Consider the following 18,174-nt stretch of genomic DNA (forward strand, 5'->3'; position numbering starts at 1 on the left):
TTCCGCCAGCAAGGGTGATATTCCGGTGAGCAGGCGACCTTCCACTTCGAGCCATCCCGCCGGAAGCAGGCGCGATGAAGGGTGGCGCGAGCCGCTGAACATCGATCTCGCGCTGCAGGGCGGCGGCGCGCATGGCGCCTATAGCTGGGGCGTGCTGAGCCGGATCCTCGAGGAGGATTGGCTGACGATCGAGGCGATCTCGGGCACCTCGGCCGGCGCGATGAACGCGGCCGTCCTCGCCGCCGGCTATGCCGGGGGCGGGCGAGACGGGGCGCGCGAGGCGCTGGGCCGGTTCTGGCGCAAGGTCTCCGAGGCGGCCCGCTTCAGCCCGTTCCAACGCTCGCCGCTCGACGTGCTGCTCGGGCGCTGGACGCTCGACACCTCGCCGCTCTTCGTGGCGATGGACATGATGTCCCGCGTCGTCTCGCCCTACAGCCTCAACCCGATGGGCACGAACCCGCTGAGCGACATCCTCGCCGAGGTGATCGATTTCGATGCGGTGGCGAGAAGCCCGATCAAGCTGTTCATCACCGCGACGAATGTCCGGACCGGCCGAGGCCGCGTCTTCCGCAATGCCGAGATCTCGCCGCAGGTGCTGCTCGCCTCCGCCTGCCTGCCGACGCTGTTCCAGGCGGTCGAGATCGACGGCGAGAGCTATTGGGACGGCGGCTATTCCGGTAACCCGACCATGACGCCGCTGATCGAGGAGAGCAGTGCGAGCGACACGATCCTGGTCCAGATCAACCCGGTCGAGCGGCCGGGGACGCCTAAAACGGCGCGGGATATCCTGAACCGGCTCAACGAGGTTTCCTTCAACGCGGTGCTGCTGAAGGAGTTGCGCATGATGGCGCTGCTGCAGCGCGAAGCGGTGTCCGGCGCCGGTGAAGGCGCGCGCTGGGCGCGCATGCGGATCCACCGGATCGCCAGCGACGCGATGACCGAGCTCGGCTACTCTTCCAAGCTCAATGCCGAGTGGGAATTCCTGACGATGCTGCATGACGAGGGCCGGCGCTCCGCCGAGGCGTTCTACCGGGCGCATCGCGATGCGATCGGAAAGCGCTCCACGCTCGATCTCGCCGAATTCACCAAGGGGGTTTGAAAGGTGCTCTTGCTGCAGGATCGAGCCGGACCGGCAAAGCCTCGGACAGGGAAGCGGGCAGGTCGATGACGAGCGGCGGCATCCATCAGGGAGCCCAGGTCGTGGTCGCCACGATCATGGCGATTGCGGCCCTTTCCATCGCGAGCTCGGTGTTCGCGCCGGTTGCCTTCGCGCTCTTCATCATCGCGCTGGTCTGGCCGCTGCAGAAAGCGCTGCAGGCTTTTCTGCCGCGGCTGCTCGCGCTCGCCGTCAGCGTCGTCGTCATGACCGTCGCATTCGTCTATGTCGGCTCGCTGGTGGTGTCTGCCTTCGGGCGCGTCGGACGCTGGATCGTCAATGACGCTGCCCGCTTCCAGGCTTTCTACGACCAGATCACGCTCTGGCTCGAAGGGCACGGAATCGCGGTGGCCGGAGCCTGGTCGGAGGCCTTCAGCGTAGGCTGGATGCTGCGCACCGCGCAGACCGTCACCGGCCGCCTGAACAGCACGATGAGCTTCTGGCTCGTGGTGCTGGTCTATGTCTTTCTCGGGCTGCTGGAGGTCGATGATTTCGGCCGCAAGCTCAAAGGCATGCGCAACCGGGCGGCTGGCGCCTTGCTGCTGCAGGGCAGCATGCTGACGGCGGCCAAGATCAGGCGCTACATGCTGGTGCGGACGCTGATGAGCGTGATCACCGGTGTCCTCGTCTGGCTCTTCGCCCGAGCCGTCGGGCTTCAACTGGCCGAGGAATGGGGCTTCATCGCCTTCTCGCTGAATTATATCCCGTTCCTGGGCCCGCTCGTCGCCACCGTCTTCCCGACCTTGTTCGCGATGACGCAGTTCGGCTCCTGGCAGGCGGTGGTCGCTGTCTTCGCCTGCCTCAACCTGATCCAGTTCGTCGTCGGCAGCTATGTCGAGCCGCGGGTCGCCGGCAGCGCGCTCGCGATCTCGCCGGTGACGGTGTTGTTCTCGGTGTTCTTCTGGAGCTATCTCTGGGGCGTGTTCGGCGCCTTCATCGGCGTGCCGATCACCATCGCCTTCCTCACCTTCTGCGCCCTGCACCCGTCGAGCCTGTGGCTCGCCGAGATTTTCGGCTCGCCGCAGAAGGAGGAGAAGGCCGCCGAGGGGGCGGCCGTCACGCCGTGACGGCGGGCGGCACGGGCTCGATCATGACGCGCTGCGGTGCGAGCAGCGCGATCCCTTGCGGCGCCGCCGCCAGCGTGTGGATGTAGAAGCAGGTCGGCTCGGCATCCGTCGCCTCCATCACCGGCGAGGGCGCGGAGACGATCTTCAGGCCGCCGCAGCGGCCGATCCAGTCGATATGGCGGTGACCATGCATCGCGACCGTGCGGGGCGCGACCGGGCGCAGCAGGCGCAACAGGCGGCTGCCGTTGATCAGGGCCGTCCCGATCCGCTCCGAAAAGGCCTTGGCCGGCCGTGGGTACTCGATCGGATGATGGTGGAGTGCCAGGATCCAGCGCGCCTGCGGGAAGGTGCGGGTCGCGGCGAGGAGCGCCTGCATATCCTCTTCGGCGACGAGGCCGAGCGCGTTGGTGAAGGAGAAGTGCGCCTCCGCGTTCGAGTTCAGCAGGATGACGCCGAGCCCGTCCGGCTCGGTCGGTGGCAGCACCATCGGAAAGGCATCCGCCCAGATCGCGGCAAGCCCGGCAGAGAGGCGCAGGCCGCCGGCATCGGCAAAGGCTGCGATCGCCTCGCGATGCGGCTCCAATGCGGTGGCGAGGCTGCCGGCGAGCCGGCTGCGGCTTTCATCGAAGACCCGCACGCGCTCGCCCTGCAACGCCGCGATGGCCGACAGCGTCCGCATCTGGCGCAGGCGCTTGCCGGGACTGCCTGGCAATTCCAGGCGGGCGGGATTGGCGCGGTCGACGATGTTGACGTCGTGGTTCCCGGGCAGGATCAGGCTGCGCGCGGCGAGCGCGGGATGGCGCTGCATCGCATCGAGGAATTCGGCCCATTCGGCCGAGCGGCCGGCGTCAGTCATGTCACCGGTGATCAGCAGGAGGTCGAGCGGCTCGCTCTCGTGGATCTCGGACAGCCGGTCGAGCACCCGCAGGAAGCGCTCGTTGCCGCGCGGCCCGGCACGCCCGCTCTCGATCCGGAAGCCATAGCGTTCGCCGACGACATGGACGTCGGAGAGATGGGCGACGCGCCATCTCCGCGCTGACGGAGGCGCGCTGTCGAAGCCGCCGAGATCGCGCGGCTGGTCCATCAGGCCATCCGCCATGCCCCAGAGCAGCGAGGCCAGCGCCAGATAAAGCGACATCAGCGCGACGGCATTGGCGAGGGCGGGAACGACGAGCTGGAAGGGATCGATGAAATCGGCAAAGCCGCCGCTCCAGCGCGTGGCCGGCCAGACCAGGGCGAGGACTGTGCCGGCGACGAGGCCGCCGAGGAGGCCGGCGCCGATGGCGCTGCCGGCCCGCAGTGCCGCGCGCCTGTCGGGGGCGGAGCCGACGGGAAGCAGGCGTTCGGCGAGATGCTGCAACCCTTCGCGGCAGACGGCATAGCCCGGTTGCACCACCAGCGCGTTCAGCGACCAGAAGCTCTTCTCGGCCATGCGGAAGAGCGGCCTGAAGCCATACCAGCCGATCACGGCGATGAGCGCGAGCAGGGCGAGCGAGCCGATCCCCGCCAGCGCCGCCACGCGACCAGAGATCGAGGCGATCCAGGCAGTGATGACCAGCGGTGCGGCCCCGAGCAGGAGGCTGGGCAGCAGCGCGCCCAGCACCCAGGCGAGCGCGAGTTTCAGCAGGCTGATCTCTCCTAGAAGGCTGCCGGCGATGGCAATCAGTGAGCGCTTCTTGGTGCTGCTGGCATCGTCCTCGGCGTCGCCGTCGCGCGGTTCGATGATCATCGGCATGGCGGCCGCTCCGGACGGTGGGACGATAGCGGCGAGAGCCTCGATTGATGCATGCGATCCTACGGAACGGCGCGAAAAACCATCCTGCGCATATCGTGCGGGCGGCTTCCAGCGACCGGGGCGAGAAAGGGACGTGGCGCACAGGAGTGAGACGTCGGGCTGATGTTGCGCGCCGAGGCGGGCGATACCCTGCAACGGCAGCAGCGATCACGGACGGGCGATGGAATGACGGGCGCGGCCGCAGCCGACGACTTGCCGCTTACGGCGCTCCTCGGCCGGGGGCTTTGCCTGCTGCTGCTCTGGGTCGTCATGATCGGCCCCGCTCCGGCCGATCTGCCGTTCGGGCTCGTCGCCAGCGCCGCGGGCGTCTGGGCGAGCACCAGGCTCTGGCCCGGCGGCGGGACGCTGTCGCTGTCCGGCATCGTCCGGTTCACGCTGCGCTTCCTGGCGCAATCGGTGGTGGCGGGGCTGGATGTGGCGCGGCGTGCCTTTGCGGGCGAGCCGGATCTGAGGCCTGGCTTCGCGACCTGCCGCTCGACGATTCCCGTCGGGCTCGCGCTGGACTCAGCCTGTGCCGTGATGAGCCTGCAGCCGGGCAAGCTGCCGGTTTCCGCCGAGGCTGACGGGACGCTCCACATCCATTGCCTCGACCTGCGCGAAGCCATCGGCGCGCAGGTTGCGGCCGACGAGGCTGCTTTCCGTCGGATCCTCGGGCCGGAGCCGCGCCATGGCTGATGTCCTGACCGCGGCGGCGCTCTTCATCCTGGCGGCGACGGCCGTTGCGCTGTTTCGCGTGTTGCGTTCCGGCGTCGTCGCCGAGCGCATGATGGCGGTGCAACTGCTCGGGACGGGCGGCGCGGCGGCGCTTCTCCTGCTCGGCAGCGCCTCGGGCTCGGCGGCGGCCAGCGATGTCGCGCTGCTGCTGGCGTTGTTCGCGGCCTTCTCCTGCGTGGCGTTCGTGATCGGCGCGGCCGAGCCAGAGGCGGAGCCCGATCCGCCGGAGGAGCGGCCGTGAGCGCTGTCCTGGGCATCGTCACGATCGTCCTGGTGACGGCGGGCGCGGTGCTCTTCCTGGCCGGCACGCTCGGCCTGCTGCGCTTTCCCGACACGCTGAGCCGGCTCCATGCCATCAGCAAGGCCGACAATCTCGGGCTCGGACTGATCGTGCTCGGCCTCCTGCCGCAGGCGGCGAGCGTAACGGGGGGCCTCAAGCTGATCTGCGTCTGGCTGCTGGCGCAGCTCTCGGCCGCGACGGCGAGCCAACTGCTCGGCCGGGCCGTCTATCGCGGCAGGCGCGAGCCATGACGCTGCTGCTCGACCTCGCCCTCGTCGCCTGGCTGCTGGCGCTCGCGGTCCATGTCGTCGTGCAGCGGGGCGAGCGCAGCGCCATCATTGCCTTTCTTGCCTTCGGCCTCCTGCTCGGGCTGGCCTGGGTCCGGCTGGCGGCGCCCGACGTCGCCCTGACCGAGATCGCCATCGGCGGCGGCGGAACCGGGATCCTGCTGCTGCGGGCGGAAGCGGTGCTGCGCGGCCGCGGCAAGGAGGAGGAGCCGATGACGCGCGCCGGCAAGCTCGCCGTCGCGGTTGGCTGCGCCGCCATTTCCGCCGGGCTCGGCCTCGCCGTGCTGAGCTTCGCCTCTCCGGCGCCGACGCTGGCCCCGGCCGCCGCCGAGGCGCTCGGCGCGACGGGGCTGGGCAACCCCGTCACCGCCGTGCTGCTGGCCTATCGCGCGCTCGACACGCTGCTGGAGAAGATCGTGGTGCTGCTCGCCCTGATCGGAGTCTGGTCGCTGGCGCCCGACGGCGTCTGGGACGGGGCTCCGGAGGTGAAGCCCGCGATCGTCCCCGGGCCGCTCACCTATCTCGCGCGCATCCTGCCTCCTTTCGGCATCGTCATCGGCGTCTACATGTTCTGGGTCGGGGCGGATGCGCCGGGCGGAACCTTCCAGGCCGGGACGGTGCTGGCCGCGATGTGGCTGCTGGTGATGATGGCGGGGCTCAAGCCGCCGCCGGATACGTCGCGGCCCTTGCTGGTGCTGGCGCTGACCGGCGGTCCGGCGCTGTTCCTGGCGATCGCGTTTCTCGGCTCGATCTTCGCCGAGGGCTTCCTCGCTTATCCGGAAGGCCTTGCCAAGCCGCTCATCGTCGCGATCGAGGCGGCCCTGACGCTGTCGGTCGCGGCGGCGCTCGCCATGCTGGTCGCGGGACCAGCGCGAAAGGCGCCGGCGCGATGACGGCGTCGCTATCGCCCGGCGCCCTGTTCGGCCTGTGCGGGGCGGCGCTCGTCGGCATCGGGCTCTACGCCATCGTCACGCATCCCGGGCTGCTGCGCCGGATCGTCGGCTGCAACATCCTCGGCGCGGGCATCTTCCTCGTCTTCGGCGCCGTGGCGCGCCGCGGCGGCGGCGCCGGTTTTGAGGCTGACCCCGTGCCGCAGGCGCTGGTGATTACCGGCATCGTCGTCGCCTTTTCGGCAAGCGCGCTTGCAGTCGCCCTGCTGAAGCGGCTCTCCGAACTGAATGTCGGCGAGCGAAACGGGACGGCCGCTCCCACCGAACAGCGGGGCAGGCTGTGACGCCGTTCGCCCATGCCACGACGCCGGGCGGCTTCCTGCTCGTTCTGGCCGTGATCCTGCCGGTCTGTGCCGTGCTCGCCATCTTCGCCTGCGGGCCACGCAGCGCGGCGCGGATCGCGATGACGACGCTCGCGGCGGGGCTCGCGATCGCCATCGCGATCGCCGTGGAGCTGATCGCTAGCGGTGCGGCCCTGTCCTATGTCGTCGGCGCCTGGCGGCCGCCGCTCGGCATCGCGCTGCGGGCGGACGGGCTGTCTGGGGCGATGCTCGTCATGACGGCCCTGGTCGTCGTCACGGTCGGGCTGTTCGCGCGGGTCCAGTATGGGCTGCATGACGGTGCCGGCGGGGGGCGCGCGCAGACGACCTTCTGGCTGATGCTGCTCGCGCTCTGGAGCGCGCTCAATGCCGTCTTCGTCGGGGAAGACCTGTTCAACCTCTATGTCGCGCTGGAGCTATTGACCTTCGCGGCCGTGCCGCTCGTCTGCCTCGACGGCCGGGCGGAGACCGTCAAGGCTGCCCTGCGCTATCTGTTGTTCGCGCTCGTCGGCTCGCTGCTCTATTTGCTCGGGACCGGGTTGATCTACGGCCAGTACGGCACGCTCGACCTGCTCACCCTGTCGCGGCTGAGCCGGCAGGAACCGGCCTTGTCCGCCGCGCTGGCGCTGATGATCGTCGGGCTCCTCGCCAAGGCGGCGCTGTTTCCGCTGCATCTGTGGCTGCCGCCGGCCCATGCCGGGGCGCCGGCGCCGGCCAGTGCCGTGCTCTCGGCCCTGGTGGTCAAGGCGCCGGTCTTCCTGATCCTGCGGCTGGTGCTCGACGTCGCTCCGCCTCAGGCGGCCGCGATTGCCGGGCAACTGCTCGCCGTTCTCGGCGCCGCCTCGATCCTGTTCTGCAGCGTCATGGCGCTGAGGCAGGCGCGGCTCAAGCTGATGATCGCTTATTCGACGGTCGCGCAGATCGGCTATCTCTTCATCGTCTTTCCGCTTGCTGCCGGCAGCGCCGAGCTGCCGCCCTGGGGCACGATCGCCTGGACGGGCGGCGCGCTCCAACTCGTCTCCCACGCCCTGGCGAAAGCGGCGATGTTCCTGGCGGCGGGCGTCATCGCCGAGGCCTTCGGCCATGACCGCATCGCCGATCTCGGCGGCTTCGGCCGGGCCCTGCCGCTGAGCGCGGCTGCCTTCGGCCTGGCGGGCCTCTCGCTGATGGGCATCCCGCCGAGCGGCGGCTTCGTCGCGAAATGCCTGCTGCTGACCGCGGCGGTGATCGAGGGATATCCCTGGCTGGCGGCGACCATCCTGGCGGGTGGACTGCTTGCCGGCGGCTATGTCTTCAGGGTGATCGATACCGCCCTCGCCATTCCGGCCGTCCCCGTCGCGCCGCGTCGGCCGGTGCCGCGCCGGCTCGAACTCGCGGCGCTCGCCCTGGCCGTGGCCGCGGTGCTGCTCGGCTTGGTGCCGCTGCGCCCCTTCGGGCTTCTGCAGATTGGCCGCGACGGCCTCGCCATGGCGGGGCTACCATGACCCCGGCCGCCCTTCTTCTCGCCGCCGCGCTGCTCTTTCCTCTCCTGCTCGCGATTGGCTGCCTGTCGGCTCGGTTCAGGGCGCGGGCGCTGTCCGTGCTCGTCGCCGCGCCGCTGCCGGCGCTCGCGGCGGCGATCCTGGTGCCGGAAGGCCGTTTCGCCTTCTTCCCCCAGCCGTTCCGCCTGACGCTGGTGCTCGACCAGCCGGGCGCGATCCTGCTCGGGGGCGCAGCCCTGCTCTGGAGCGCGGCCGGTGCCTTTGCCGCCTCGTCGATGACGCGCGATCCTGCGGCGCCGCGTTTCGCGGTCTGGTGGCTCTTGACGCTCGCCGGCTGCCTCGGCCTCTTCCTCGTCGGCGACGTCGTGAATTTCTACCTGCTGTTCACACTGGCGAGCCTCGCCGCCTATGGGCTGATCATCCATGAGCAGAGTGCGGCGGCTCACCGGGCCGGCGTGATCTATGTCGTGCTCGCGCTGCTGGCCGAGGCGTTCCTGCTGATCGCGCTGGTGATGCTGGCTGCGACCCATCCCGACGCCAATCCGCCGATCCGCAGCGTCGTCGCCGACCTGCCGGCCTCGCCGATGCGCGACGGCACGGTCGCGCTGCTGATTCTCGGCTTTGCGCTGAAGATGGGGCTGGTGCCGCTGCATGTCTGGCTGCCGCTGGCGCATCCGGCGGCGCCGACGCCGGCCTCCGCGGTGCTGAGCGGCGTCGTGGTCAAGGCGGGGGTGATCGGGCTGATCCGCTTCCTGCCCTTCGAGGCCGGGATGCCGGCCTGGGGCGCCGCCCTGATCGGGCTCGGCATCGTTACCTCCTGTTACGGCGTCGTGGTCGGCATCACCCAGCGGCGGGCCAAGACGGTCCTGGCCTACTCAACCGTCAGCCAGATGGGGCTGCTCGCCGTGCTGCTCGGCGTCGGCCTCGAGACCGCCGACCCGGACGCGACCAACCTCGCCGCCTACTACGCCGTGCACCATACGCTGGTGAAGGGCGCGCTCTTCCTCGGCATCGGTATCCTGGCCGCGACCGGCGGGCGTCGCCTGGGGCTCGTGCTGCTGCTCATGGCCGTGCTCGCGCTCAGCCTCGGCGGGTTGCCGCTGACCAGCGGCGCGCTGGCCAAGCTCGCGACCAAGCCGATGCTCGGCTATGGCTGGCTGGCCGGCGCGATGACGCTCGCCGCCGCCGGCAGCACCGCGCTGATGGTGCATTTCCTGCTGATCGTCCGTCGCGACGCCGCCGGCAACCCGGCGATGTCACCGCCGATCGGGCAGTTCGCGCCGTGGCTTGTCGTCCTCGCAGCCTCGCTCGTCATTCCCTGGTCGCTCTACCCGGCGGTCTCGGGCGAGACGGTTGCGAGCCTGCTGCAGCCGGAGGCGCTCTGGAAGGTGACATGGCCCATGCTGCTCGGCGCGGTCGTGATGCTGTTCGTCGATCGCCTGCCGCGGCGCCTCGGCCTGATCCCGGAGGGCGACATCGTCGTTCTGGCGCAGGCGGGCGCGCCGCTCGTCCGCGGTCTGTCGAACCGGATCGGCGAGGTCGACGTCAACCTCCGGCGCTGGCCCGTGGCCGGGCTCGGGCTGATCGCGCTTGCCATCCTGCTCGGCGGCGCTTTGATGTTTCGCGCCTGACGCCACCCGGCAGGAGAGCGCGACGTGACACCGATCGAAAGCACCGCCATCGTCATCGTCGCGACGATCGCGCTGTTCACCTGGAACCGGTTGCCGGTCATCGTCGTCGCGATCGGGGCGGCGCTGGCGCTCTGGGCGTCCGGGGTGGTCTCGCTCGACCAGGCCTTCGCCGGCTTCGGCGACCGGGCCGCCCTCTTCGTCGCCAGCCTCTTCATCATCAGCGCGGCGCTGGACAAGACGGGCGTAACCGCCTGGGCGGGCCAGTACCTGATCGCCAAGGCCGGGTCCGGGCAGGCGCGACTGCTGATCATCATCATGGTGGCGGCCGGCTGTCTCAGCGCCCTGATCAGCGGCAGCGGGGCGGTCGCGGCGCTGATGCCGGTGGCGGTGATGGCGGCCATCAGGCTGCGCCAGTCGCCGGCCCAGCTCTTGATGCCGCTCGCCTTCGCCTCGCATGCGGGCTCCAACCTGCTGCTGACGGGCGCGCCGAAGAACATCCTCGTCTCGGAAGCGCTGGAAGACGCGGGGCTCGACGGCTTCGGCTTCGCCGAGTTCGCGCTGGTCGGCCTGCCGCTCCTGGCCGGGACGGTCGCGATCATCCTGCTGCTCGGTAGGCGCCTGCTGCCGCGAGAGAGCAGCGCGCGGCTTCCCGCCGATTTCAGCCGGCATGCCCAGACCCTCGTCGAGCATTACGGGCTGAGCGACGGCGTCTTTCGCCTGCGCGTGCGTGCGACATCCGGCTATGTCGGCGTCGCGCCTGAGGGCATCGATGTCGGCTCGGACGGGCGGCTCAGCCTGATGGCGGTGCAGGCCGGCGCCTCGGGCCTGCCGTCGCGGGCGGCCGCGGTCTCGGAGGGCGACTATCTCCTCGTTCGCGGAGATGCCGAGGCCGTCGCGAGGCTGGCTGCCGAAATGCACCTGGCCCTGCGCGAGGACGGCGCCGAGACAGGCCTGTTCAGCCGGCGTTCCGGCCTCGCCGAGGTCGTCATCCCGCCACGCTCGGCGCTGATCGGCCGCGCCCTGTTTCCGGGCATGGTGACCGATAGCGGCGACCTCGTGGTTCTCGCGGTGCAGCGGGCCGGCGTCGACATCGAGCCGGGCGATACCCTGCTCGCCGGCGATACGCTCCTGCTCGAAGGCGGCTGGGAGGCACTCGATCTGCGCCTCGACGACCCCGACGTGCTGGTCGTCAATTCGCCGGATCTGGTCAGGCGCCAGGCGGTGCCGATGGGGGCGGGTGCCGGCGTCGCGCTGGCGGTGCTGGCCGCTCTCGTCACCATGCTGGCGACGGGCATCGTGCCGCCGGCCGTCGCCGGCCTCCTCAGTGCCGGAGCCCTCATCTTCGCCCGCATCATGACGGTGGAGCAGGCCTATCGCGCGATCAACTGGACGACCGTCATCCTGATCGCGGCGATGATGCCGCTCTCGACCGCGATGGTGCAGTCGGGCGCCGCCAAGGTCGTGGCCGACCATCTGGTGACGCTGACCGGCGGGGCAGGGCCGATCGTCTTCCTCGCGGGGCTTTTCCTGCTCACGGCGAGCCTCGGCCAGGTCATGAGCAATACGGCGACGACGATGCTGGTCATCCCGATCGCGATGGCGGCGGCGGCCGGCATGGGCGTCTCGCCGCGGCCGGTGCTGATGAGCCTGTGCATCGCCGGCTCGGCCTCGTTCCTGACGCCGATCGCGACGGCGACCAACATGATGGTGATGGGACCGGGCGGCTACAGCTTCAACAGCTATTGGAAACTCGGCCTGCCGCTGATGATCTGGTTCTTCGTCATGGCGGTGTTCTACGTGCCGCTGGTCTGGCGCTTCTAGCGGGCTGCGGTGCGCCCGCGGAAAGCGAGGCCCGGCCGGGGCCGGGCCTCATCGTGTCACTTTGCCGCCTGCAGCGCGACGCCGGCGGCCTTCAGGGTCGCCGCCCATTTGTCGACCTCCGCCGCGAAGCGGGCGCCATGCGCCTCGCGCGTCCATTCGGCCTGCGGGAAGGGCTTGGTGCCGACCGCCTGGAAGCGTTCGATCACGGTCTTGTCCGCCAGCGCCGCGCGCAAGGCGCCGTTGAGCTTGTCGAGCGCGGCGGCCGGCGTGCCCTTCGGCGCGTAGAGGCCGTGCCAGATCGTCATGTCGAGTTTCACGGCGAGCTCGGCCGTGGTCGGAGTGTCCTTCAGGACGTCGAGCCGATCCGGCGAGGTCACGGCGAAGGCCTTGATCTTCTTGCTCTCGATCTGGGGCACCGCCGTCGTCGATTGGTCGCAGAGGATATCGACCTGGCCGGCGACCAGGTCGTTCATCGCCGGCCCGGTGCCGCGATAGGCGACCTGCGCGAATTTGGCACTGAGCGCCTGCGAGAGCAGCACCGCGCAGAGATGCGAGTTCGAGCCGACGCCGGCATGCGCGACCGTCAGCTTGTCGGCATTCGCCTTGGCATAGGTGAAGAAGGCCTTGCCGTCGGCCGGCGCCAGCGCAGCCTTGCCGGCCATGACCATCGGCCCGGTGTTGACCAGGCCGACGGGCGCGAAGGCCGTCTTCGTGTCATAGCCGAGATTCTCGTAGAGGGACGGCGCAGCCGCCAGCGCCAGGTGATGGATGAGCAGCGTGTAGCCGTCCGGGTCGGCCGCTGCCAGGCGCTTGGCCCCGGCGGTGCCGCCCGCGCCCGCCACGTTCTCGACGACGACCTGCTGGCCGAGCGTGCGACCCATATGGTCGCCGAGCAGCCTTGCGATCACGTCACTCGGCCCGCCCGCCGCAAACGGCACGATCAGGGTCAGGGGCTTCGTCGGAAAATTCTGCGCAGTTGCCGGCCCCGCCAACCCGAACGCCAACAACCCGGTCAACACGACGCGTCTGACTGTCTTCACGATCATCTGCTTCCTCCGTGCTTGAAAGGACCGCTCTCCGGCGGCTTGGTGTGACAAACGCGGCGTGACGGCTGCGGGCTCAGCGCAGGTCGGACAGGTAGTGAGCCTCCTCCGTCAGGCACAGACTCAGGCGCCGCTCGACCGGCATGCCGTCGAGCGCGAGCGCAATGCGGTCGATCCTCAGGGCCGGCGTGCCGGTGGCGACGGACAGCGCGGCCGCGTCATCCGCGGACAGCGCCACAGCCTTCAGCCGCTCGCGGGCACGGGCGATGGTGATGCCGTAGCGCGAGGCGAAGAGGCTGTAGAGGTTGTTCGGGATCTCGGCGCGATCCAGGCCCGCGAACACCTTCTGCGGCAGGCTGAGCGTCTCGAGGATCAGGGGCCGCCCGTCCAGCGCCCGCAGCCGCCGGATCCGGATGACGCCGGCGGCCGGCTCGATCGCGAGCGCGGCGCTCTCCTCGGCATCGGCCGGGGCGACGGTGACGTTGAGGACGGCGCTCTCCGGAAAGCGGCGCTCGCCATGGTCCGGCACCAGCTTGAAGAACTGGAAGAGGATGCGGCGCTCGTCATGCTCGGCGACGAAGGTGCCGCGCCCCTGCCGGCGCACCAGCAGGTTCTCGGCGGCGAGCTCGTCGAGCGCCTTGCGCACCGTGCCCTGGCTCACGCCGATCTCGGCGGCGAGCTGGATTTCGCTGGGCAGCAGGCTGCCAGGTACCCAGACGCCGTCGACGAGGCGCTGCAGGAGCACCGACTTCACCTGCTGATAGAGCGGGCTGAAGCCGATCGCCGGCGCCGCGTCCCGCTTTTGCTTGAGCGTCATTCAGGGTCTTGCCTTCTATCTTATGTCTTATATAAGACATATTATGTGATGCGTCGAGAGCGGCGCGGTCACGCCTGGTTTCGCTGGAGACCGCTTCGCCGATCGGGCCGTTCGGACCTGATCGACACCGGCTCCGGTTCATGCGGAGGAGGTCCGGGATGAGCAACCCACAGCTGCTGGTACATGAGAAGAAGGACACGGTCGGTGTCGTCGTGGTCGAGGGCCTGAAGGCGGGCACGGACATGCTCTGCGTGGTCACCCACGACAATTCGGATTTCCGCCTGACCGCGAAGATGGACATCCCGATCGGCCACAAGGTCGCGCTCAAGGACATCAAGAAGGGCGACACGATCTGGAAATACGGCCAGGACATCGGCAAGGCGGTCGCCGACATCGGCAAGGGCGAACATCTCCACGTCCACAACGTCAAGACCAAGCGCTGGTGAGCGCCGGCCTAAAGCCAGCCCCTCCATCCGGGCTCCCCGCGGGTCGAGCCCTCAATCTCCAGGAACGCGCCATGTCGTCCATCGTCGCCAATTTCGACCTCGTCAAGGGTAAGCTCGCCAAGGTGAAGGGCCGCAAGATCGAGGCGCCCGAGTTCAAGGTCCCGCAGATCAAGCGCCCGACCGGCCGCAGCCTCGATTCCTTCTTCGGCTGGCGCCGGGAGAATGGCCGCGTCGGCGTGCGCAACCATGTGCTGCTGCTGCCGCTCGACGATCTCTCCAACGCCGCCTGCGAGGCTGTCGCCAACAACATCAAGGGCACGCTCGCGATCCCGCACGCTTATGGCCGCCTGCAGTTCGGCGAGGATCTGGATATCCATTTCCGCACGCTGATCGGCACGGGCTCGAACCCGAACGTCGCCGCCGTGGTGGTGATCGGCATCGAGGACGGCTGGACCAAGCGCGTCGTCGACGGCATCGCCAAGACCGGCAAGCCGGTCGTCGGCTTCGGCATCGAGGGCCATGGCGACATCGCCACGATCGCCAGGGCCTCCTACGTCGCCAAGGAGTTCGTGCAGTGGGCGAGCGAGCTGCAGCGCGAGAAATGCGGCATCGAGGACCTCTGGGTCTCGACCAAATGCGGTGAATCGGACACCACCACCGGCCTCTCCTCCTGCCCGACCGTCGGCAACATGTACGACAAGTGGATTCCGCGCGGCATCCACGGCGTCTTCGGCGAGACCTCCGAGATCACCGGCGCCGAACATCTGTGCAAGGCGCGCGCGGCCACGCCCGAAGTCGGCGAGCGCTGGTACAAGATGTGGAAGGCCTATCAGGATGACGTGATCGAGGCCCACAAGACCGATGATCTCTCCGACTCGCAGCCGACCAAGGGCAATATCGCCGGCGGCCTGACCACGATCGAGGAGAAGGCTCTCGGCAATCTCGAAAAGATCGGCCGCGACTGCAAGTTCATCGACATCCTGCAGCCGGCCGAGACCCCGCAGAACGGGCCGGGCCTCTACTACATGGACACCTCCTCGGCCGCGGCCGAATGCGTCACCCTGATGGCGGCCGGCGGCTATGTGGTCCACACCTTCCCGACCGGGCAGGGCAACGTCATCGGCAACCCGATCGTCCCGGTCATCAAGATCAGCGGCAATCCGAAGACGGTCCGCACCATGCCCGAGCATATCGACCTCGACGTGTCCGGCATCCTGCGGCGCGACATGACGATCCCGCAGGCGGGCGATGCGCTGATCCAGAGCATCGTGCGCACGGCCAATGGCCGGCTGACGGCTTCCGAAGCGCTCGGCCATCGCGAATTCTCGATGACCAAGCTCTATCGCAGCGCCTGAGGCCGATCGGCGAAGGGTCCCGCAATGAGCGCGATCGGAGCCTTCCGCCAGTTCGGAGGGTCTTTCGCCACGGTGCTGTGGCCCGGGGTGCTGGTTTCCGTGGCGGTGGCCGCGGCGGCGACCTTGGCCAATCCCTGGCTCAAGGCCGCGCTCGGCGGGCGCGTCGGCGTGCCGGTCGTGGTGATCGCCCTGGTGATCGGGATGGCGCTCCATCCGCTCGCGGGCCGGGCCGTCTTCGAGCCCGGCCTGACCTTCTGCGTCAAGAAGTTGCTGCGCTGGGCGATCGCGCTGCTGGGCCTACGCATCGCGCTGGGGGACATCGTCTCGCTCGGCCTTGGCACGGCCCTCCTGGTGATCGTCGCCATGGCGGCGACGGTGACGACGGGCTTCCTGCTGGCGCGGCTGCTGGGGCGGGAGCCCGGCATGGGCGCGCTCGGCGGGGTGGCGACCGCGGTTTGCGGCGCCTCCGCCGCGCTGGCGACGGCGACGGTGGTGCCCGATTATCGCGGCAAGGCCGCCGATGTCGCCTTCACCGTCATTGCGATGAACGCGCTGTCGACCATCGCGATGCTGGCCTATCCGCTGCTGTGCCTCTGGCTCGGGCTGTCGGAGCAGCAGACCGGCATCCTGCTCGGCGCGACGATCCACGACGTCGCGCAGGTGGTCGGCGCCGGCCAGTCGGTCTCGGACGACGCCGCCAACGCCGCCGTCATCGTCAAGCTGTTCCGGGTCTTCATGCTGCTGCCGGCGGTGCTGATCGTGGGCTGGTGGATGACGCGGCATGTCGGCGAGCATGGCGACGCCAAGGTCCCCGTCCCGGTTTTCGCCATCGTCTTCCTGATCCTGTGTCTGCTCAACAGCGTGCTGGCGGCGCAGCCCGCGTTCGCGGAGACCTACCGGCCGGTCAGGGAGATCCTGCTGACGGCCTCGGCCTGGGGCCTGCTGGTCGCGATCGCGGCGCTCGGCATCGGCACGTCGCTCGGCGCCATGGCCCGGCTCGGCTGGCGCCATCTCGCGCTCGTCACGGGGACGAGCCTGGTGATCCTCGCCGTCGCCGGCGGCGGCCTTGTCATCCTGAGGTGAGACCGTCCGGAGCTGCCATGGCCGATATCCTGATCAGCGAATTCCTCGACGAGACGGCTCTCGAGCTCGTTCCGGGCAACTACAGCCTGCATTATGATCCCGCCCTGGTGGACAAGCCGGGCGAGCTCGCTGCCCGCGCGGCCGAGGCGGTCGCGCTCGTGGTGCGCAACCGCACCCAGGTCGATGCCGCGCTGCTTGCGGCGGCGCCGAAGCTCAAGGTGGTCGGGCGCCTTGGCGTCGGTCTCGACAACATCGATGTCGAGGCCTGCCGGCGCCGCGGGATCGCCGTCTGCCCAGCGAGCGGCGCGAACGATGTGGCGGTGGCGGAATACGTCATCTGCACGGCGATGATGCTCCGGCGCCGGGCCTATCAGGCGAGCGAGCGCGTCGCTGCCGGAGCCTGGCCGCGCAATGCGCTGATCGGCGGCGAGGTCGCCGGCGCCACGCTCGGGCTCGTCGGCTTCGGCTCGATTGCGCGCCATGTCGCGCGGCGCGCGGCGGCGCTCGACATGGTGGTGGTCGCGCATGACCCCTTCGTGCCCGCCTCCGACCCGGTCTGGGAGAGGTCGGGCGTTGCGCGCGTCGATCTCGACACGCTCGTCGCGGCGGTCGACATCGCGAGCCTGCACGTGCCGCTGACCGAGGAGACGCGTGGGCTGTTCGATGCCTGGCGCCTGGCGCGGATGAAACCCTCGGCGATCCTGATCAACGCCGCGCGCGGCGGGATTGTCGACGAGGCGGCACTTGCGGCGGCGCTGAGCGGGGGGCGGCTCGCCGGAGCGGCCCTCGACGTCTTCGACAGCGAACCCCTGGCGGGGCCCGCCGCGGCGCGTCTCGCCGGCGTGCCCAACCTGATCCTGACGCCCCATATCGGCGGCGTAACCGAGGAATCGAATGCGCGCGTCTCGAAGGTGACGATCGAGAACGTGCTGAGGGTGATCGCATGAAGCTGAGCCTGCAAGATGCGACCGACCGGATCGCGGCCGTCTTCGAGCGGCGCGGCTGTTCCGCCGCGGTCGCGCGCTCCGTCGCCCGCGCGCTGGTGGCGGCGGAGGCCGACGGCCTGAAGGGGCACGGGCTGTCGCGCATCCCGACCTATCTCGCCATGCTCGCGACCGGAAAGGTCGACGGCAGGGCGGTGCCGCAGATGCGGAAGACCGCGCCCGGCGTCCTCGGCATCGACGCGGCCGATGGCTATGCCTATCCCGCGATCGACCTTGCGCTCGACACCTTGCCGGCGCTCACGCACAGCCAGGGCGTGGCGATCGCAGCGATCCGCCGGTCGAACCATTGCGGCGTCGCCGGACACCATGCCGAGGCGCTAGCGCGCGAGGGGCTGGTCGCCCTGCTCTTTGCCAACGCACCCGCGGCGATCGCGCCCTGGGGCGGCCGTGCGCCGGTGTTCGGCACCAATCCCATCGCCTTCGCTGCCCCGCTCGAGGGGGCGGAGCCGATCGTCGTCGACCTGTCGGTCTCCAAGGTCGCCCGCGGCAACATCCTGGCGGCGAAGCAGCGCAACCAGCCGATCCCGGAGGGCTGGGCGCTCGACGCGGAGGGAAATGCGACGACGGATCCCGCCGCCGCGCTCGCGGGCACGATGATCCCCTTCGGCGACGCCAAGGGGGCGGCGCTGGCCCTGATGGTCGAGATCCTCTCCGCCTGCCTCGTCGGGGCCAATCTCTCGGCCGAGGCGACGAACTTCTTCGACGGCGAGGGGCCGCCTCCCGGTGTCGGCCAGTTGATCGTCGCCTTCGATCCGGCCGCCTTCGGCCATGACGGCTTCGGTGCACGGATGGCGATGCTGGCGCAGATCGTGCTGGGGCAGGAGGGGGTGCGCCTGCCCGGCGCCCGGCGCGTCGCGTTGCGGCGCCAGGCGCAGGAACAGGGGCTCGAGATCCCGCCGGAGATCGCCGACGCCTTCAGCTGAG

At 69.7% G+C, this 18,174-nt stretch carries 18 protein-coding genes; 15 read left to right on the plus strand and 3 right to left on the minus strand.

All coding sequences use genetic code 11. The annotated features are described in order from the left end of the window. Positions 1-25 precede the first annotated feature (25 nt). Both B5Y19_RS04850 and B5Y19_RS04855 read left to right on the plus strand, forming a co-directional pair. The gene (locus B5Y19_RS04850) at positions 26-1,099 is read left to right on the plus strand and encodes a patatin-like phospholipase family protein (RefSeq protein WP_055730452.1); all 1,074 of its coding nucleotides are present in this window, start codon (positions 26-28) and stop codon (positions 1,097-1,099) included. Positions 1,100-1,164: 65 nt separating this feature from the next. After that, positions 1,165-2,223: an AI-2E family transporter gene (locus tag B5Y19_RS04855; protein WP_055730451.1), complete on the plus strand. Its 1,059-nt coding sequence runs from the start codon at positions 1,165-1,167 to the stop codon at positions 2,221-2,223. Here the strand turns inward: B5Y19_RS04855 and B5Y19_RS04860 are convergent. Next, a complete protein-coding gene (locus B5Y19_RS04860) occupies positions 2,213-3,958 on the minus strand; it encodes a metallophosphoesterase family protein (protein WP_055730450.1) in 1,746 nt (581 codons plus the stop codon). The genes B5Y19_RS04855 and B5Y19_RS04860 overlap by 11 nt on opposite strands. A gap of 165 nt (positions 3,959-4,123) precedes the next feature. Here B5Y19_RS04860 and B5Y19_RS04865 point away from each other — a divergent pair, with 165 nt between their 5' ends. Genes B5Y19_RS04865 through B5Y19_RS04900 form a run of 8 tightly spaced genes read left to right on the plus strand, consistent with a single transcriptional unit; the run spans position 4,124 to position 11,502 of the window. Beyond that, positions 4,124-4,693, plus strand: coding sequence for a Na+/H+ antiporter subunit E (locus B5Y19_RS04865; RefSeq protein WP_176168562.1), 570 nt, complete (start codon positions 4,124-4,126; stop codon positions 4,691-4,693). Further along, the gene (locus tag B5Y19_RS04870; protein WP_055730448.1) at positions 4,686-4,973 is read left to right on the plus strand and encodes a monovalent cation/H+ antiporter complex subunit F; all 288 of its coding nucleotides are present in this window, start codon (positions 4,686-4,688) and stop codon (positions 4,971-4,973) included. The genes B5Y19_RS04865 and B5Y19_RS04870 overlap by 8 nt, the downstream gene beginning before the upstream one ends. Further along, positions 4,970-5,263 carry a cation:proton antiporter gene (locus B5Y19_RS04875; RefSeq protein ID WP_055730447.1) on the plus strand — a complete coding sequence of 98 codons (294 nt, stop codon included), beginning with the start codon at positions 4,970-4,972 and terminating at the stop codon, positions 5,261-5,263. Before B5Y19_RS04870 ends, B5Y19_RS04875 begins: the two co-directional genes overlap by 4 nt. Continuing rightward, positions 5,260-6,192 (plus strand): hydrogenase subunit MbhD domain-containing protein, encoded by a 933-nt coding sequence (locus B5Y19_RS04880; protein WP_055730446.1) that lies wholly within the window; start codon positions 5,260-5,262, stop codon positions 6,190-6,192. Before B5Y19_RS04875 ends, B5Y19_RS04880 begins: the two co-directional genes overlap by 4 nt. Then, positions 6,189-6,533, plus strand: coding sequence for an NADH-quinone oxidoreductase subunit K (locus B5Y19_RS04885; protein ID WP_055730445.1), 345 nt, complete (start codon positions 6,189-6,191; stop codon positions 6,531-6,533). The genes B5Y19_RS04880 and B5Y19_RS04885 overlap by 4 nt, the downstream gene beginning before the upstream one ends. Beyond that, positions 6,530-8,053, plus strand: coding sequence for a complex I subunit 5 family protein (locus B5Y19_RS04890; RefSeq protein WP_055730444.1), 1,524 nt, complete (start codon positions 6,530-6,532; stop codon positions 8,051-8,053). Before B5Y19_RS04885 ends, B5Y19_RS04890 begins: the two co-directional genes overlap by 4 nt. Continuing rightward, entirely contained in the window at positions 8,050-9,681 is a 1,632-nt protein-coding gene (locus B5Y19_RS04895) for a complex I subunit 5 family protein (RefSeq protein WP_055730443.1), read from the plus strand. The genes B5Y19_RS04890 and B5Y19_RS04895 overlap by 4 nt, the downstream gene beginning before the upstream one ends. A gap of 24 nt (positions 9,682-9,705) precedes the next feature. Continuing rightward, positions 9,706-11,502: an SLC13 family permease gene (locus tag B5Y19_RS04900; RefSeq protein WP_055730442.1), complete on the plus strand. Its 1,797-nt coding sequence runs from the start codon at positions 9,706-9,708 to the stop codon at positions 11,500-11,502. Between the two features lie 56 nt (positions 11,503-11,558). On the opposite strand, the gene B5Y19_RS04905 is transcribed toward B5Y19_RS04900, so the two are convergent. Together B5Y19_RS04905 and B5Y19_RS04910 are read right to left on the minus strand one after the other, a co-directional pair. Next, positions 11,559-12,548, minus strand: a complete 990-nt coding sequence (locus tag B5Y19_RS04905) for a tripartite tricarboxylate transporter substrate-binding protein (protein ID WP_055730441.1) — start codon at positions 12,546-12,548, stop codon at positions 11,559-11,561. 73 nt (positions 12,549-12,621) lie between these two features. Beyond that, entirely contained in the window at positions 12,622-13,362 is a 741-nt protein-coding gene (locus B5Y19_RS04910; protein WP_055730440.1) for a GntR family transcriptional regulator, read from the minus strand. 158 nt (positions 13,363-13,520) lie between these two features. Between B5Y19_RS04910 and B5Y19_RS04915 the strand changes: the two genes are divergently transcribed. The 5 genes from B5Y19_RS04915 (at position 13,521) to B5Y19_RS04935 (ending at position 18,173) form a co-directional block, all read left to right on the plus strand. Then, a complete protein-coding gene (locus tag B5Y19_RS04915; protein ID WP_055730439.1) occupies positions 13,521-13,808 on the plus strand; it encodes a UxaA family hydrolase in 288 nt (95 codons plus the stop codon). 71 nt (positions 13,809-13,879) lie between these two features. Beyond that, on the plus strand, positions 13,880-15,163 hold the full coding sequence (locus tag B5Y19_RS04920) for a UxaA family hydrolase (RefSeq protein ID WP_079591163.1): 1,284 nt from the start codon (positions 13,880-13,882) through the stop codon (positions 15,161-15,163). 24 nt (positions 15,164-15,187) lie between these two features. Continuing rightward, entirely contained in the window at positions 15,188-16,246 is a 1,059-nt protein-coding gene (locus B5Y19_RS04925; RefSeq protein ID WP_055730438.1) for a YeiH family protein, read from the plus strand. A 17-nt stretch (positions 16,247-16,263) separates the two neighbouring features. Beyond that, positions 16,264-17,193, plus strand: a complete 930-nt coding sequence (locus B5Y19_RS04930; protein ID WP_055730437.1) for an NAD(P)-dependent oxidoreductase — start codon at positions 16,264-16,266, stop codon at positions 17,191-17,193. Further along, positions 17,190-18,173, plus strand: a complete 984-nt coding sequence (locus B5Y19_RS04935; protein WP_055730436.1) for an Ldh family oxidoreductase — start codon at positions 17,190-17,192, stop codon at positions 18,171-18,173. Before B5Y19_RS04930 ends, B5Y19_RS04935 begins: the two co-directional genes overlap by 4 nt. Position 18,174 lies beyond the last annotated feature (1 nt).

The organism is Allobosea thiooxidans (genome assembly GCF_900168195.1).
GTDB classification, from domain to species: Bacteria; Pseudomonadota; Alphaproteobacteria; order Rhizobiales; family Beijerinckiaceae; genus Allobosea; species Allobosea thiooxidans.